The 17,454-nt window shown below is 75.9% G+C and carries 6 protein-coding genes; 4 read left to right on the plus strand and 2 right to left on the minus strand.

The features are described from left to right. Window positions 1-5 precede the first annotated feature (5 nt). Complete coding sequence (locus tag D7294_RS19805; protein WP_120681655.1) at window positions 6-848, plus strand: HpcH/HpaI aldolase/citrate lyase family protein; 843 nt, start codon at window positions 6-8, stop codon at window positions 846-848. Window positions 849-875: 27 nt separating this feature from the next. Here the strand turns inward: D7294_RS19805 and D7294_RS19810 are convergent, their stop codons facing one another. Next, complete coding sequence (locus D7294_RS19810; protein ID WP_241562497.1) at window positions 876-1,625, minus strand: SDR family oxidoreductase; 750 nt, start codon at window positions 1,623-1,625, stop codon at window positions 876-878. An 87-nt stretch (window positions 1,626-1,712) separates the two neighbouring features. Here D7294_RS19810 and D7294_RS19815 point away from each other — a divergent pair, with 87 nt between their 5' ends. From D7294_RS19815 to D7294_RS19825, 3 genes are all read left to right on the plus strand, one after another. Further along, the gene (locus D7294_RS19815) at window positions 1,713-2,198 is read left to right on the plus strand and encodes an RrF2 family transcriptional regulator (protein ID WP_120681657.1); all 486 of its coding nucleotides are present in this window, start codon (window positions 1,713-1,715) and stop codon (window positions 2,196-2,198) included. 146 nt (window positions 2,199-2,344) lie between these two features. Then, window positions 2,345-3,073 (plus strand): tetratricopeptide repeat protein, encoded by a 729-nt coding sequence (locus tag D7294_RS19820; protein WP_120681592.1) that lies wholly within the window; start codon window positions 2,345-2,347, stop codon window positions 3,071-3,073. Then, window positions 3,070-3,429, plus strand: coding sequence for a hypothetical protein (locus tag D7294_RS19825; RefSeq protein WP_120681594.1), 360 nt, complete (start codon window positions 3,070-3,072; stop codon window positions 3,427-3,429). Before D7294_RS19820 ends, D7294_RS19825 begins: the two co-directional genes overlap by 4 nt. A gap of 112 nt (window positions 3,430-3,541) precedes the next feature. On the opposite strand, the gene D7294_RS19830 is transcribed toward D7294_RS19825, so the two are convergent. Further along, on the minus strand, window positions 3,542-17,454 hold a 13,913-nt coding region (locus D7294_RS19830), incomplete at its 5' end, for a type I polyketide synthase (protein ID WP_120681661.1).

The raw sequence follows: 17,454 nt of genomic DNA on the forward strand, positions 1-17,454 counted from the left end.
ACGGGGTGCGGGCCGCGGAGAGCACGTACCTGACCTGGCTGTACGCGCCGGGCGACCGGCCCGGGGTGGTGGCCAAGGCGCTGCGTTCCGGGGCGGATGTGGTGCTGGTGGACCTGGAGGACGCGGTGGCGCCCGAGCGGAAGTCCTATGCGCTGGACGCCACGGCGGAACTGCTCTCCTCGGTGCCGCCGGTGCCGGTGCACGTGCGGGTCAACGCGCTGACGGGCCCGCTGGCCGAGCGGGAGGTGCGGCGTCTGGCGCCGCTGCCCGGGCTGGACGGGCTGCGGCTGCCGAAGGTGAACGGGCCCGGGGACGTGGCGCGGGTCGTGGGCTGGGCCGGGGAGCGGGTGCCGCCGCTGTACCCGCTGCTGGAGAGCGCGTTGGGGGTGGAGCTGGCCTTCGCGGTGGCCACCGCGCATCCCGCGGTGGCCGGCATCGCGCTGGGCGAGGCGGATCTGCGGGCGGATCTGGGCGTCAGCGACGGCAGCGGCCTGGCCTGGCCGCGCGGGCGGGCGGTGGTGGCGGCGCGGGCCGCGGGACTGGCGCCGCCGCCGCAGTCGGTGTACCCGGACGTCCGCGACACGGCGGGCCTGGCCCGTTCCTGCGCGCAGGGCCGCGCCCTCGGCTTTCTGGGCCGCACGGCGATCCACCCCAGGCAGCTGCCGGTGATCGAGGAGGCGTACCTGCCGACCGAGGCGGAGGTCGCACAGGCGGCCGAGGTGGTCAGGGCCGCGGTGACGGATGCGGGGGCGCTGGCCCTGCCGGACGGCAGGTTCGTGGACGCGGCCGTCGTCGCCGGCGCCCGCCGCACCCTGGCCCTGGCCGGGCGCCCGCGCCGGCAGGGCTGAGGCACGGGCAAGGCTGAGGGACGCGGCTCAGCGCTGCGTGGCCAGCCACTGCTCGAAGGTGGTGGGCGCGATCCTGGCGTCCGGCCCGGGCAGCAGCACCTCGCCGGCCATCGAGGAGTCGAACAGGCCGGACCAGGTCGGCACGAGCCGCACGGTGCGGCCGCGCGCCTCGTTGGTGCGCCGGGCCATGTCCACCAGGTCCTGCGGCTCGGGTCCCGCGAGGTCGCGGTGGCGTCCCTGCGGCGCGCCGGCGGCGATCTCGGCGAGCACCTCGGCCACGTCCCCGGGCGCGACCGGCTGCACCAGCAGGGGGGCGATGGTGGCCACTCCCTCGTGCTCGGTCCAGCCGGTCACCATGGCGGCGAAGTCGTGGAACTGGGTGGCCGGGAGGATCGTCCAGGGCAGCGGGCCCTGGGTCACCAGGCGTTCCTGCTCGCGCTTGCCCGCGTAGTGGGCGTTGCCTTCGGCGCGGTGCACCCCGGCGATGGAGAGCAGGACGTGGTGGCGGACGCCGGCCCGCTCCCCGGCGGCGAGCAGGTTGCCGGTGGTGGTGCGGAACCAGGAGACCGCCTCCTCCCGGTCGGTGGCCGTGCTGTTGGTGGCGTCGACGACGGCCTCGACCCCGGCCAGGGCCGCGTCCAGGCCCTCGCCGCTGGTCAGGTCCACGCCGAGGGAGCGGCTGATGCGTACGACCTGGTGCCCGGCCCGTTCCAGGGCGGCGACGGTGAGGGCCCCGATGTTCCCGGTCGCTCCGGCGACGGCGATCCGCATGGTCATGGCGTTTTCTCCTCTGTCTGCCTTGCTGCCCACACAGCATATTAAGGACTCAATGGATCCGCAATCTCTTGGATAGAATCGGTGACCATGAAGCTGCCTGTGAGTACGGAATGGCTGTTGCACTGCGCCGCCTCGCTGGCGCAACTCGAGGCAGGGGCCACCGCCTCGGCGGCACAGCTCGCCCAGTACTTCGACCTGCCCGCGCCCTACCTGGCCAAGCAGTTGCAGGCGCTGGTCCGGGCCGGGGTGCTGACCGCGACGACGGGCCCGCGCGGCGGGTTCCGGCTGGCCAGGCCCACGGCCGAGATCACGCTGCTGCAGATAGTGGAGGCGGTCGACGGCGTGTCCTCCCCCTACGAGTGCCGCGAGATCCGCCGGCAGGGCCGGGGCGCGCTGCCGCCCGAGGAGTGCCGCACGCCCTGTCTCCTGGCGCAGAAGATGGCGGAGGCGCACGAGGCCTGGCGCAGCAGCCTGGCCGCGACCTCCCTGGCCGACATCCTCGCCGCGCTCCCCGGCTGGGCCCCCTCCCGCACCCGGCGGCTCCTGGCCAACACCGCCCAGGACCGGCCCTGACCGGGCCCGCCCGCCCTCGGCCGGGCCCGCCCGCGACCGGCCGAGGGCGGGCGCCCCGCCGCCCCCGCCGCGCCCGGCACTCCCTCAACTCGCGGTAATCACGGGCGAGTCGAGGAGAGCGGGGCGGGCTGAGTAGGTTGTGCGGCATGACTGTCGACGACAGCCTCTCGCGAGGCATCGGCCCCGTGGCGATGACCGTCCTGCCGCAGGCGGCGGCGGACGACGACGAGCGCGCCGCCGCCCACTGGAGCGGGCAACTGGCCACCTTCGGCCTGCTGGAGGCGGCCGAACGCCACTTCCGCCCGGCCGCCGAGGAGGGCGACCTCACCGCGGTCAAGTGCCTGGTGTGGCTGGCCCGCCAGGACGGCAGGGAGCGGGAGGCGCACTCCTGGCTGGAGCGCGCCGCCGGGGCCGGGGACGCCTGGGCGATGTACGAGCTGGGGGTGTCCCTGCCGCGCCCGGAGGGCCTGGAGGAGGCGCAGCGGTGGTTCCGGCGCGCCGCGGAGGCGGGCCACGCCCTGGCGATGAACGACCTGGCCGCGCTCCTGGCCCGGGCCGGCCGGCGCGAGGAGGCGAAGGACTGGTACCTGCGGGCCGCCGAGGCCGGGGTGACCACCGCGATGAACAACCTCGCCATCCAGCACGTGCTCGGGGGCGACCGGGCGGAGGCCGGGCGGTGGTTCGAGCGGGCGGCCCGGGCCGGGCACGTCGACGCGATGGCCAATCTGGGGCGCCTGCGGCTGGAGGCGGGCGAGGAGCGGGAGGCCGCCTCCTGGCTCGGGGCCGCCGCCCGGGCCGGCCACCAGGGCGCCGCGGGGCTGCTGGCGGAACTGCCGGGGGCGGCGGAGGCGGCCGGGGAGGCGGGCCTGCCGTGAGGGTCCGCGTGGACCGCAGCAGCGTCGCCATGGGGGACGACGCCCTGCCGCACGCCGAGACCCTGGACGTGCCGCCCGGCGCCTCGCTGGCCGAGGTCGTCGACGGGATCGTGGCGGGCCACTTCCTGGCCACGATCGCCGGCGGGCGCGCCACCTGGGTGCTGGTGGCCGACCGCCCGCTGGCGGTGCTGGCGCAGCAGTGGGACGAGCCGCGTTACCTCGTGGACGCCGCGCGGCCGATCGGCTCGTTCGCCGCCGCGGACGGGGAGGTTTCCCTGCTGTTCCGGTACTGGAAGCAGCGCGACCCCGCGCACGTCTTCGCGGAACTCGCCGCCGGGCGCACGCCCGCGCGCTGAGCCGGGTCCTGGCCGGGGAGCCGGGCCGCCCGCCCGCCGCGGCGGCCCGCCCGCCGCCGCCCGATGCGGGGACGGCGGCGGGTGGGCGCGCGGCGCCTCGCCCCGGGGCCGGTCAGTCCTGGCCCAGTTCGTCGTCGAGCATGGCGAACAGGTCGTCGTCCGAGGCGGTGTCGAAGTCCACCTCGGGCTCCTCGGCCTTCTTCGGGTCCTCCCGCAGCGAGGCCCACCGGGTGCGCAGCACCTCCAGGCGCCCGGCGACCTGCTTGAAGAGCTGTTCGTCGACGGCGGCCTTGCCGATGGCGCGTTCCAGCGCGTCGAGTTCGGCGAGGACGCCGCCGGTGTCCTCCCTGGTGTCGAGGTCGAGCTGGTCCAGCAGCAGGCCGACCAGCTCGGTGGGCGTCGGGTAGTCGAAGACGAGGGTGGCGGGCAGCCGCAGGCCGGTGGCCGCGCCCAGGCGGTTGCGCAGCTCGACCGCGGTCAGCGAGTCGAAGCCCAGCTCCTTGAACTGCCGTTCCGCCTCGATCTCCGCGGTGTCCGCGTAGCCGAGGACCGTGGCGACCTGCTCCTTGACGAGGTCGAGCAGGGCCTCGCGGACCTCCGCCTCGGTGAGCCCGTTCAGGCGCCGCACCAGGGACTCGGCCCCCTCGGCCCCGGCGGCCGAGCGGCGGGCCCTGGTCCGCACCAGGCCCCGCAGCAGCGCCGGCACCTCGGGCTGGGCCCGCAGCACGGACAGGTCGAGACGCACCGGCAGCACCGCGGCCTCGGCGCCCTCGACGGCGGCGTCGAAGAGGGCAAGTCCCTGTTCCTCGGTGATCGGCGGCATCCCGGAGCGGGCCATGCGGTCGGCCTCGGTCGCGGCGACCATCCCGGTCTGCGCCCAGGCGCCCCAGCCGAGCGAGAGCCCGGGCAGGCCCAGCTCCCTGCGGTGGACGGCCAGCGCGTCGAGGAAGGCGTTGGCCGCCGCGTAGTTGCCCTGGCCCGGGTTGCCGAAGACGCCGGCGGCGGAGGAGAACAGCACGAACGCCCGCAGCTCGCGGTGCTGGGTGAGCTCGTGCAGGTGCCAGGCGGCGTCCACCTTGGGCCGCAGCACGGCCGTCAGCCGCTCCGGCGTCAGGGAGCCGATCACCCCGTCGTCCAGGACGCCCGCGGTGTGCACGACGGCGGTCACCTGGTGCGCGCCGAGCAGCGCGGCGAGCGCGGACCTGTCGGACACGTCGCAGGCGGCGACCTCGGCGTGGGCCCCGTGCCCGGCGAGTTCCGCGACGAGTTCCGCCGCGCCTTCCGCCTCCGGGCCGCGGCGGCTGACGAGCAGCAGGCTGCGCGCGCCGCGTGCGACGACCAGGTGCCGGGCGAGCAGGGCGCCGAGGCCACCGGTGCCGCCGGTGATCAGCACGGTTCCCTCGCCGTCCCAGCCAGCCTCGGGAAGGGCGTCCTGCCCGGCGGGCGCCTCCTGCGCGGCCTCTTCCGCGGCCTGACCTGCCGGGGCTGCGGGCACGGCGACCCGGGCGAGCCTGGCGGTCAGGATCAGGCCCTCGCGGACGGCGAGTTGGGGTTCCTCGCCGAAGGTCTGCGGCAGGACGGCCAGGGACAGGTCGGCGGAGTCGACGTCGACCAGGGTCAGGCGCCCGGGGTTCTCGGACTGCGCGGAGCGGACCAGGCCCCAGACGGCGGCCGTGGCCACGTCGACGGTGTCGGTGGGCTCGGCGGCCACGGCGCCGCGGGTGACGAGCACGAGCCGGGAGTGGGCGAACCGCTCCTCGGCGAGCCACTCCTGCAGAACGCCGAGCGCCTGTGCGGTGACCTCGTGGGCGGCCTTGGCGACCGGCAGGTCGGGGGCCGCGAGCGGCATCACCACGACCTCGGGCACCTCGGGCGCCTCGGCGAGGGCGGACAGGCTCTCGAATCCCGGCCGCCCGCCGAGGCTTTCGGCCAGGCCGAGGACGTCGGGTCCGGCGAGGGCCCAGGAGGGGGCCTCGGCGGGCTCGGTGGCGGCGGGCACCCAGTCGAGGCGGAACAGCGGCTCGCGGCCCGGTTCCCCCTCGCCGAGCTGCTCGGTGGACACGGTGCGCAGCGTCAGGGTCTCGATGGTGGCCACGGGCTGGCCCGCGGTGTCGGCCACCGCGAGGGCCAGCGCGTCCCCGGAGGGGCGCAGCCGCACCCGCAGCGCGGAGGCGCCGGTGGCGTGCAGGGAGACGCCCTCCCAGGAGAACGGCAGGCCCCCGCCGCCCTCGCCCGAGCCGGCGAGCAGGTAGGCGTGCAGGGTTGCGTCCAGCAGGGCGGGGTGCAGCCCGTATGCCTCGCTTGGCACGTCCTCGGGCAGCGCCACCTCGGCGTAGACGTCCTCTCCCTTGCGCCACACCGACTTCAGGCCCTGGAAGACGGGGCCGTAGGCGAAGCCGATCTCCGCGAAGCCCTCGTAGCATCCGGCGACCTCGACGGGTTCCGCCTCGGCGGGCGGCCAGGCGACGGCGTCGAAGTCCGGCTTGTGCCCGTTGCCGGTGAGGGTGCCGGTGGCGTTCTCCAGCCAGGGCTGGTCGGCGGCTCCCTCGGGCCGCGAGTAGACGGCCAGCGGGCGGGCCCCCGACTCGTCGGGGGCGCCGACGGACACCTGGACCTGCACGGCGCCGTGTTCGGGGACGACCAGCGGCGCGGCCAGGGTCAGCTCCTCGATGCGGTCGCAGCCGACCTCGTCGCCCGCCCTGATGGCGAGTTCCACGAAGGCGGTGCCGGGCAGCAGGACGCGGCCCATGACGGCGTGGTCGGCCAGCCAGGGGTGCGTGGACAGGGACAGCCTGCTGGTGAACAACAGGCCCTCGCCGTTGGCGAGTTCCACCGAGGCCCCGAGCAGCGGGTGGCCGATGGCGACCTGGCCGATGCCCGCGCCGTCGCCGGCCCGCAGCGTTCCGGCCGGCCAGAACCGCTGGTGCTGGAAGGCGTAGGTGGGCAGGTCGACCCGCTGGGCGCCGGTCCCCGCGAAGAGGGGCGCCCAGTCGACGGGCACGCCGGCCACGTGCAGGCGGGCCAGCGCGGTGACGGCGGCGGTCTCCTCGTCCCGGTCCTTGCGCAGGGAGGGCACGAGGAGGGCGTCCTCGGGCAGCGAGGCGGCGGCCAGGGCGGTGAGCACCCCGTCGGGGCCGAGTTCGAGGAAGGCGGTGGCGCCCGCCTCGGCGAGCGCGCCCACCCCGTCGGCGAACCTGACGGTCTCCCGCACGTGCCGCGCCCAGTACGCGGGGCTGCGCAGGTCGGCCTCGCCGGCGAGCCGTCCGGTGAGGTTGGACACGACGGGGATGCGGGGCTCGTGGAAGGTGAGGCCCGCGACGGCCGCCTGGAACTCCGCCAGCATCGGGTCCATCAGCGGGGAGTGGAAGGCGTGCGAGACGGCCAGGGCGGTGGTCTTGCGGCCCTGGTCCCGGAGGGCGCCGGCGACGGCCTGGACGGCCTGCTCCTCGCCGGAGAGCACCACGGAGGCGGGCCCGTTGACGGCGGCGATCGCGACGCCTTCGGTCAGCAGCGGGGTCACCTCGTCCTCGGACGCCTGGACGGCGATCATGGCGCCGCCCTCGGGCAGGGCCTGCATCAGCCGCGCCCGCGCCGACACCAGCGTGCAGGCGTCCTCCAGGGACAGCACCCCCGCGACGTGCGCCGCCGCGATCTCGCCGATCGAGTGGCCCGCGACGAACTCGGGCCGCACGCCCCAGGACTCGACCAGCCGATACAGCGCCACCTCGATGGCAAACAGCGCGGGCTGCGCCACCCCGGTACGGTCCAGCTCCGCCTTGTCCGCGCCCCACATCACCTCGCGCACCGCCGGGTCGAGCAGCGCCAGCGCCTCGTCCAGGGCGGCGGCGAACACCGGGAACCTGGCGTACAGTTCACGCCCCATCCCGAGGCGCTGCGCACCCTGACCGGTGAACAGCACCGCAAGACGCCGCTCCCCCGCCACGCCACGGGCCACCTCGGCGACGCCCTCCTCACCGGCCAGCAGCACCGCCCGGTGCTCGAACACCGACCGCGAGGTCACCAACGACAAGCCCACATCCACCGGAAGCTCCGCCTCGGCAAACGCGACGATCCGCTCCACCTGCCCGTCGAGGGCGCCCGCGGTGCGGGCCGAGACGGGCAGCGGCACGGCCGCGGGCTCGGTCTGCGGGGTCTCGATCTCCGCGGGGGTGTGCGGGGCCTGCTCGATGATGACGTGGGCGTTGGTGCCCGAGACGCCGAAGGAGGAGACCGCCGCCCGGCGGGCCCGGTCCACCTCGGGCCATTCGGTCTGCTCGGTCAGCAGGTGCACCGCGCCTGCCTCCCAGTCCACGTGCGAGGAGGGCGCGTCGATGTGCAGGGACTTGGGCAGCACGCCGTGCCGCATCGCCATGATCATCTTGATGACGCCGGCGGCGCCCGCCGCGGCCTGGGTGTGCCCGATGTTCGACTTGATGGAGCCCAGCAGCAGCGGCCGTTCCCGGTCCTGCCCGTAGGTCGCCAGGAGGGCCTGCGCCTCGATCGGGTCGCCCAGCGTGGTGCCGGTGCCGTGCGCCTCGACGACGTCCACGTCGGAGGTGGACAGGCCCGCGCCGGCGAGGGCCTGGCGGATCACCCGCTGCTGCGAGGGCCCGTTCGGCGCCGTCAGCCCGTTGCTCGCCCCGTCCTGGTTCACCGCAGAGCCGCGCACCAGGGCGAGGACCCGGTGCCCGTGGCGCTGGGCGTCCGACAGGCGCTCCAGCACCAGCAGGCCGACGCCCTCGGACCAGCCGACGCCGTCGGCGGAGTCGGAGAACGCCTTGCAGCGCCCGTCGGGGGACAGCCCGCGCTGCCGCGAGAACTCCACCAGCGCCGAGGGCGTGGACATCACCGTCACGCCACCCGCGAGCGCCAGGTCGCACTCCCCCGCCCGCAGCGCCTGCATCGCCCAGTGCATCGCCACCAGCGAGGAGGAGCAGGCCGTGTCCACGGTCACCGCGGGCCCCTCGAAGCCGAAGGTGTAGGCGACGCGTCCGGACGCCACGCTCGGCGAGGAGCCGGTGCCCTGGTGGCCCTCGAACTCGCCGCCGCCCAGGCCCGCCCCGTAGTCGTTGTACATGACGCCGGCGAAGACGCCGGTGGCGCTGCCGCGCAGCGACACCGGGTCGATCCCCGCGGACTCGATCGCCTCCCACGTGGTTTCGAGCAGCAGCCGCTGCTGGGAGTCGGTGGCGATCGCCTCCCTGGGGCTCATCCCGAAGAACGCCGGGTCGAAGTCGCCCGCGTCGTGCAGGAATCCGCCGCTGCGGGTGTAGGCGGTGCCGGGGTTGTCCGGGTCGGGGTGGTACAGGGCGTCGAGGTCCCAGCCGCGGTCGGTGGGGAAGCCGGAGATGGCGTCGGTGCCGTCCAGGGTCAGCTGCCACAGGTCCTCGGGCGAGGCGACGCCGCCGGGGTAGCGGCAGGCCATGCCGACGATGACGATCGGGTCGTCCGACACCGGCGGCAGCGCCCGCGCCGGGACGGCGGCCGCCTCCTGCGCCGCGTCGAACAGTTCCTCGTGCAGGTGCCCGGCGAGAGCGGCGGGGGTCGGGTAGTCGTAGACCATGGTGGCCGGCAGGCGCAGCCCGGTGGCCGTGGACAGCCGGTTGCGCAGCTCGACCGCGGTCAGCGAGTCGAAGCCGAGATCCTTGAACTGCCGGTCGGCCTCGATCCTGGAGAGGTCGGCGTGCGCCAGCACCTCGGCGACCTCGCCCCGCACCAGGTCGAGCAGCGCCTCGCGGCGCGCGTCGGCGTCCAGCCCGGACAGGCGGCGCACCAGCGTGACCGCCGTGTCGGAGCCGGCGGCGGCCCGCCGGGACCGCACCCTGATCAGCCCGTGCAGCAGCGGCGGAATCTGCGCCTGGGCCCGCAGCACCGGCAGGTCCAGGCGCACCGGCAGGACCAGCGCCTGCGGGGCGGCCAGGGCCGCGTCGAACAGGGCAAGCCCCTGCTCCACCGACAGCGCCGGCATGCCGGAACGGGCCATCCGCTCGGCGTCCGAGGCCATCAGCATGCCGGCCTCCGCCCAGGCGCCCCAGGCCATCGACACGCCGGGCAGGCCCTCGGCGCGGCGCCTGGCCATCAGGGCGTCGAGGAAGGCGTTGGCCGCGGCGTAGTTGGCCTGCCCCGGGGTGCCGAAGACGCCGGCCGCCGAGGAGAACACCACGAAGGCCGACAGCTCACGCTCCCGGGTGAGTTCGTGCAGGTGCCAGGCCGCGTCCACCTTGGGCCGGAACACGTAGTCGAGGCGCTCGCGGGTGAGGGAGCCGAGGACGCCGTCGTCCAGGACGCCCGCGGTGTGCACCACCGCCCGCACCTCGCGCTCGGCCAGCAGGCCGGCCAGCGCCGCCCGGTCGGCGACGTCACAGGCCACCAACTCGGCCTCGGCACCGGCCTCTTCCAGGTCGGCGAAGAGCCCGGCCGCGCTTTCCGCGTCGCGCCCGCGGCGGCTGACCAGCAGCAGCCTGCGCACCCCGCGCTCCCGCGCCAGGTGCCGGGCGAGCGCCGCACCCAGACCGCCGGTCGCCCCGGTCACCAGCACCAGGCCCTCCGGGTCCCACGCGAACCCGCCCTCGGGCAGCCCCGCGCGCACCAGACGCGGCACCAGCACCGCACCCTCGCGCACCGCCACCTGCGGCTCCTCCACCGCCAGGGCGGAGGCCAGCGCCTCGGGGCCGGAGCCGGCGTCGAGGTCGAGCAGGCCGAAACGGTGGGGGTGCTCGGACTGGGCGGACCGCACCAGGCCCCACACCGCGGCCGTCGGCGGGTCCTGCACCTCGCCGTCCGCGGGCGCCACGGCGCCGCGGGTGACGAACACCAGCCGGGAGTCGGCGAACCGCTCGTCGGCCACCCACTCCTGGGCGAGGGCGAGGGCCCGCGCGGACACGGCCCGGGCGATCTCCTCGGGCGCGCCCTCCGCCTCGGCGGCGAGCGGGGCCAGCACCACCTCCGGCACCCCGGCCTCCGCGAGGGCGGCCAGGTCGGCGTGGCGGGGCAGATCCCCCAGCCCGAACGGGTCGGCGCCCAGCAGCGCCGCCTGCCGTTCGCCGGCCGCGGCGGGCGGGGCGGGGACCCAGTCGACGGCGAACAGCGAGTCCTGCTCGGTCCTGGCCTCGCCGAGTTGTTCGGCGGCCACCCGGCGGGTCACCAGCGACTCGACGCGGGCGACCGGGCCGCCCGCCGGGTCGGCGCAGGCGATCGCCATGGTGCCGTCCCCGCCGAGGGTCAGCCGCACCCGCAGGCTCGCCGCGCCGGTGGCGTGCAGCGTGACGCCCTGCCAGGAGAACGGCAGCCCGCCCTCCTCCCCGCTGCCCGCGAGCAGCGCGGCGTGCAGGGTGGCGTCGAGGAGCGCCGGGTGCAGGCCGAAGCCGCCCGGCTCCACGCCCTCGGGGAGCGCCACCTCGGCGAACACCTCCTCGCCGCGCCGCCAGACCGACCGCAGGCCCTGGAAGGCCGGCCCGTAGGCGAAGCCGAGTTCGGCGAAGCCCGGGTAGCAGTCGGTGACGTCCACCGGCTCGGCCCCGGGCGGCGGCCAGGCGACGGCGTCGAAGCCGAGTTCCGGCGCGGCCGGGGCGGCTGCGGTCAGGGTGCCGGTGGCGTGCTGGGTCCACGACAGTCCGGCGTCGCCCTCGGGACGGGAGTAGACCGCTACCGGCCTGGCGCCCGAGGCGTCGGCGGCGCCGACGGCGACCTGGATCTGCACGGCGCCCTGCTCGGGCAGGACCAGCGGCGCGGCCAGGGTCAGCTCCTCGACCCGGTCGCAGCCGACCTCGTCGCCCGCCCGGACGGCGAGTTCGACGAAGGCGGTGCCTGGCAGCAGCACCTGCCCCATGACGGCGTGGTCGGCCAGCCAGGGGTGCGAGGAAAGCGACAGGCGGCTGGTGAACAACAGGCCCTCGCCCTCGGCGAGTTCGACGGCCGCGCCGAGCAGCGGGTGCGCCACGGCGAGCTGTCCGAGCCCGGCGGCGTCGCCCGGCCTGGCGACGACCGGGGGCCAGTAGTGCTGGTGGTGGAAGGCGTAGGTGGGCAGGTCGATCCGCTGGGCGCCGGTCCCGGCGAACAGGGCGCGCCACTCGACCCGCGCCCCCGCGACGTGCAGCCGGGCGAGGGCGGTGACGGCCGCCTCCTCCTCGCCGCGGTCCCGGCGCAGCACCGGCACCACCACGGCACCATCGGGCACCGACTCGGCCGCCATCCCCGACAGCACCCCGTCGGGGCCGACTTCGAGGAACGCGGAGGCACCCTGCTCCACCAGGCGGCCCACGGCGTCGGCGAAGCGGACGGCCTCGCGCACGTGCCGCACCCAGAACTCGGGCGAGGTCACCTCACCCGCGGCCACCACCGGGATACGCGGCTCGGCAAACGACAGGCCCTCGACCACGGCGCGGAACTCGTCCAGCATCGGGTCCATCAACGGCGAATGGAAGGCGTGCGACACCCTCAGCCGGCTCGTCTTCCGCCCCTGCGCCTCAAACGAAGCGGCCAGCTCCAGAACCGGCGCCTCCTCACCCGAAAGCACCACCGCGGCAGGCCCGTTGACGGCCGCGATCGACACACCGTCGGTGAGCCGGGCGGTGACCTCCTCCTCGGTGGCCTGCACGGCCACCATCGCCCCGCCCTCGGGCAGCGCCTGCATCAACCGCGCCCGCGCCGACACCAACGCGCAGGCATCCTCCAGCGAGAACACCCCCGCCACATGCGCCGCCGCAATCTCACCGATGGAGTGACCGGCCACGAACTCGGCCCGCACGCCCCAGGACTCGACCAGCCGATACAGCGCCACCTCGATGGCGAACAGCGCGGGCTGCGCCACCCCGGTGCGGTTCAGCGCCTCCGCGTCCTCGCCCCACATCACCTCACGCACCGCCGGGTCGAGCAACGCCAGCGCCTCGTCCAGGGCGGCGGCGAACACCGGGAAACGCCCGTACAGTTCACGGCCCATACCCAGACGCTGCGCACCCTGACCCGTGAACAGCAGCGCCAGGGAGCGTTCGGTGGCGGTGCCGCGGGCCGCCTCGGTCACGCCCTCGGCGCTCGCCAGCAGCACGGCGCGGCGGTCGAAGAGCGACCGGGAGGTCACCAGGGAGTAGCCCACGTCCAGCGGGGATGCCTGGGCGGCGAAGGTGGCGATGCGCCCGACCTGACCCTCCAGGGCCTCGGCCGACTTCGCCGACACCGGCAGCGGCACCACGGCGGGGCGGGTCGCGGGGGTTTCCGCCGGCTCCGCCTGCGTGGGCTCCTCCCGTGTCTCCGGGGCCTGTTCGAGGATGAGGTGGGCGTTGGTGCCGCTCACGCCGAAGGAGGAGATGCCGGCGCGGCGGGGACGGTCCACCTCGGGCCATTCGGTCTGCTCGGTCAGCAGCTCGACGGCGCCCGCCTCCCAGTCCACGTGCGAGGAGGGCGCGTCCACGTGCAGGGTGCGCGGCACGAGGCCGTGCCGCATGGCGAGGACCATCTTGATGACGCCCGCCACGCCCGCCGCGGCCTGGGTGTGGCCGATGTTCGACTTGATGGAGCCCAGCAGCACGGGCCGTTCGCGCTCCTGCCCGTAGGTGGCGAGGAGGGCCTGGGCCTCGATCGGGTCGCCCAGCGTGGTGCCGGTGCCGTGCGCCTCGACCACGTCCACGTCGGAGGTGGACAGGCCGGCCCCGGCGAGGGCCTGGCGGATCACCCGCTGCTGCGAGGGACCGTTCGGCGCCGTCAGCCCGTTGCTCGCACCGTCCTGGTTCACCGCAGAACCGCGCAGCACCGCGAGGACCTGATGCCCGTTGCGGCGGGCGTCGGAGAGGCGCTCCAGCGTCACGACGCCGACGCCCTCGGACCAGCCGACGCCGTCGGCGGAGTCGGAGAACGCCTTGCAGCGCCCGTCGGGGGACAGCCCGCGCTGCCGCGAGAACTCCACCAGCGCCGAGGGCGTGGACATCACCGTCACGCCACCCGCGAGCGCCAGGTCGCACTCGCCCGCGCGCAGGGCCTGCGCGGCCAGGTGCATCGCCACCAGGGAGGAGGAGCAGGCCGTGTCCACCGTCACGGCGGGGCCCTCCAGGCCGAAGGTGTAGGACAGGCGGCCGGAGACGACGCTGGGCGAGGTGCCGGTGCCCTGGTGTCCCTCGAAGCCGCCGCCGTGGAGGATCGAGGAGTAGTCGTTGTACATGACGCCGGCGAAGACGCCGGTCTGGCTGCCGCGCAGCGACACCGGGTCGATCCCGGCGGACTCGATCGCCTCCCACGTGGTTTCGAGCAGCAGCCGCTGCTGCGCATCCGTGGCCAGGGCCTCCCGCGGGCTCATCCCGAAGAACTCCGGGTCGAACTCCCCCGCATCGTGCAGGAATCCGCCGCTGCGGGTGTAGGAGGTGCCGGGGTGGTCCGGGTCGGGGTGGTAGAGGCCGGCCAGGTCCCAGCCGCGGTCGGTGGGGAACTCGCTGATGGCGTCCGTTCCTTCCAGGACCAGGCGCCACAGGTCCGCGGGCGAGGAGACGCCGCCGGGGTAGCGGCAGGCCATGCCGACGATGACGATCGGGTCGTCGGAGACGGGCGGCAGGGCCCGGGTGGGCAGGGCCGCTGCGGGTTCTGCCGCGTCGAAGAGCTCGCCGAGGAGGTGGTCGGCGAGGGCCGTGGGGGTCGGGTAGTCGTAGACCATGGTGGCCGGGAGGCGCAGGCCGGTGGCGGTGCCGAGCCGGTTGCGCAGCTCGACGGCGGTCAGCGAGTCGAAGCCCAGGTCGTTGAACGGCCGGGTGGCCTCGATGCTCGCGGCGTCGGCGTGCCCCAGGACGGCGGCCACCTCACCGCGGACCAGGCCGAGCAGCGCCTCGCGGCGCGCGTCGGCGTCCAGCCCGGACAGGCGGCGCACGAGCGTGACGGCCGTGTCGGAGCCGGCGGCGGCCCGCCGGGACCGCACCCTGATCAGCCCGTGCAGCAGCGGCGGAATCTGCGGCTGCGTCCGCAGCACCGGCAGGTCCAGGCGCACCGGCAGGAGCAGCGCCTGCGGGGCGGCCAGGGCCGCGTCGAACAGGGCAAGCCCCTGCTCCACCGGCAGCGCGGGCATGCCGCTGCGTGCGCGGCGTTCGTCGTCGGCGGCGGCGAGCATGCCGGTGCCGGTCCATGCGCCCCAGGCCAGCGACAGGCCGGGCAGGCCCTCGGCGCGGCGCGTGGCCATCAGGGCGTCGAGGAAGGCGTTGGCCGCGGCGTAGTTGGCCTGGCCGGGGTTGCCGAAGACGCCGGCCGCGGAGGAGAACACCACGAAGGCCGACAGGTCGCGGTCCCGGGTGAGTTCGTGCAGGTGCCAGGCGGCGTCGGCCTTCGGTTCGAAGACGTAGTCGAGGCGCTCGCGGGTGAGGGAGCCGAGGACGCCGTCGTCCAGGACGCCCGCGGTGTGGACGACGGCCGCCACCTCGCGTTCGGCCAGGAGGCCGGCCAGCGCCGCCCGGTCGGCGACGTCGCAGGCCACCAACTCGGCCTCGGCACCGGCCTCTTCCAGGTCGGCGAGGAGTTCGGCGGCGCTTTCGGCGTCGCGTCCGCGGCGGCTGACCAGCAGCAGGCGCCGCACTCCGCGTTCCCGCGCCAGGTGCCGGGCGAGTGCCGCACCCAGACCGCCGGTGGCGCCGGTCACCAGCACCAGGCCGTGCGGGTCCCACGCGAACCCGCCCTCGGGCAGCCCGGCGCGCACCAGACGCGGCACCAGCACCGCATCCTCGCGCACCGCCACCTGCGGCTCCTCCACCGCCAGGGCCTGGCCGAGGAGTGCGGCGGCGGGCGGGGCGGCGGGCAGGTCGAGCAGGCCGAAGCGGTGGGGGTGCTCGGACTGGGCGGACCGCACCAGGCCCCAGAGGGCGGCGGCTGCCGGGTCGGGCACCTCGCCCTGGGCGGCGGCCACGGCGCCGCGCGAGACGAACACCAGCCGGGAGTCGGCGAAGCGTTCCTCCTCCGTCCACCGCTGGGCCAGGCGAAGCGCCCAGGTGGTGCGGGCGCGCAGGGCGTCGGTGGCCTCGCCGGGGGCGGCCTCGGGGAGGGGCACCAGGACCAGCCCCGGCACCCGCTCCTCGGGGAGGGTGTCGAGGTCGGCGTGCCGGGTGGCCTGCGGGAGGCCGAGGTCGTCGGCCCCGAGCACGGCCACGGTGCGGTCGCCGAGGCCGGCCGGGAGGGCCGGGGCGGCGATCCAGTCCAGCCCGAAGAGGGAGTCGGGTGCGCCGGTGGGGGCGCCGAGCTGCTCGGTGGCGAGCGGGCGGGTCACCAGCGTCTCGACGTGGGCGACCAGCTCGCCTGCCGGGTCGGCGGCGGTGATGCCGAGGGAGTCCCCGCTGCCGGGGGTCAGGCGCACCCGCAGGCTCGCCGCGCCGGTGGCATGCAGGGACACGCCCTCCCAGGAGAACGGCAGGCCCGCCGCGGCGCCGGGTTCCGCGCCGGTCACCATCCAGGCGTGCAGGGCGGCGTCGAGGAGCGCCGGGTGCAGGCCGAAGCCGCCGGGCTCCACGCCCTCGGGGAGGGTCACCTCCGCGAAGGTCTCCTCCCCGCGCCGCCAGGCGGCCTTGAGGCCGCGGAAGGTGGGGCCGTAGGCGAACCCGCCTTCGGCGAAGCCCTCGTAGCAGTCGGTGATCTCCACCGGTTCGGCGCCCGCGGGCGGCCAGGTCACGGCGTCGAACTCGACCTGGGGCGGCCCGGCGGTGATCAGCGAGCCCGTGGCGTTGGGGGTCCACGGCAGGTCGGCGGCGCCCTCGGGCCTGCTGTGGACGACGAAGGAACGCCGGCCGGTCTCGTCGGCCACGCCGACCCGCAGCTGCACCTGCACCGCGCCCTGCTCGGGCAGGACCAGCGGCGCGGCCAGGGTCAGCTCCTCCACCCGGTCGCAACCGACCTCGTCACCCGCCCGGACGGCCAGCTCCACGAACGCCGTCCCGGGCAGCAGCACCTGCCCCATCACGGCGTGATCCGCCAGCCAGGGGTGCGAGGAAAGCGACAGCCGGCCGGTGAACAACAGGCCCTCGCCCTCGGCGAGTTCCACCGAGGCGCCGAGCAGCGGGTGCTGGGCGGCGGACAGGCCGAGGCCGTCGGCGTCGCCGGGGCGGGTGACGCGGGCGGGCCAGTAGCGCTCGTGGTGGAAGGCGTAGGTCGGCAGGTCGACGCGGCGCGCCCCGGTGCCTGCGAAGAGGGGGGCCCAGTCCACGGCGACGCCGGCCACGTGCAGGTGGGCCAGCGCGGTGAGGAGGGTGGTCTCCTCGGCGCGGTCCTTGCGCAGGGAGGGCACGATCCGGGCCTGCTCGCCGTCCAGGGTGTGGGCGGCCATCGCCGACAGCACGCCGTCGGGGCCCAGTTCGAGGAACACGTCGGCGCCCGCGTCGCGCAGGGCGCCGACCCCGTCGGCGAACCGCACGGTTTCCCGCACGTGCCGCACCCAGTACCCGGCCGAGCCCAGTTCCCCGGCCTCGACGAGGCGGCCCGTCAGGTTCGACACGATGCCCAGCCGGGGCTCGGCGAAGGCGAGGCCGGTCACGGCCTCCCGGAACTCCTCCAGCATCGGGTCCATCAGCGGGGAGTGGAAGGCGTGCGACACCGGGAGCACGGTGGTCTTGCGGCCCTGGGCCTCGATGGCCGCGGCGGCTTCGAGGACGGCGTCGGTGTCGCCGGAGAGCACCACGGCCTGGGGGCCGTTGACGGCGGCCACGGCCACCCGCTCGGTCAGCAGCGGGGTCACCTCGTCCTCGGACGCCTGGACGGCGATCATGGCGCCGCCCTCGGGCAGCGCCTGCATCAGCCGCGCCCGCGCCGACACCAGCGTGCAGGCGTCCTCCAGGGACAGCACCCCCGCGACGTGCGCCGCCGCGATCTCGCCGATCGAGTGGCCCGCGACGAACTCGGGCCGCACGCCCCAGGACTCGACAAGTCGATACAGCGCCACCTCGATGGCGAACAGCGCGGGCTGCGCCACCCCGGTACGGTCCAGCTCCGCCTTGTCCGCGCCCCACATCACCTCGCGCACCGCCGGGTCGAGCAGCGCCAGCGCCTCGTCCAGGGCGGCGGCGAACACCGGGAACC

This window comes from Streptomyces hoynatensis, assembly GCF_003626535.1.
In the GTDB taxonomy this organism is placed as follows: Bacteria; Actinomycetota; Actinomycetes; order Streptomycetales; family Streptomycetaceae; genus Streptomyces; species Streptomyces hoynatensis.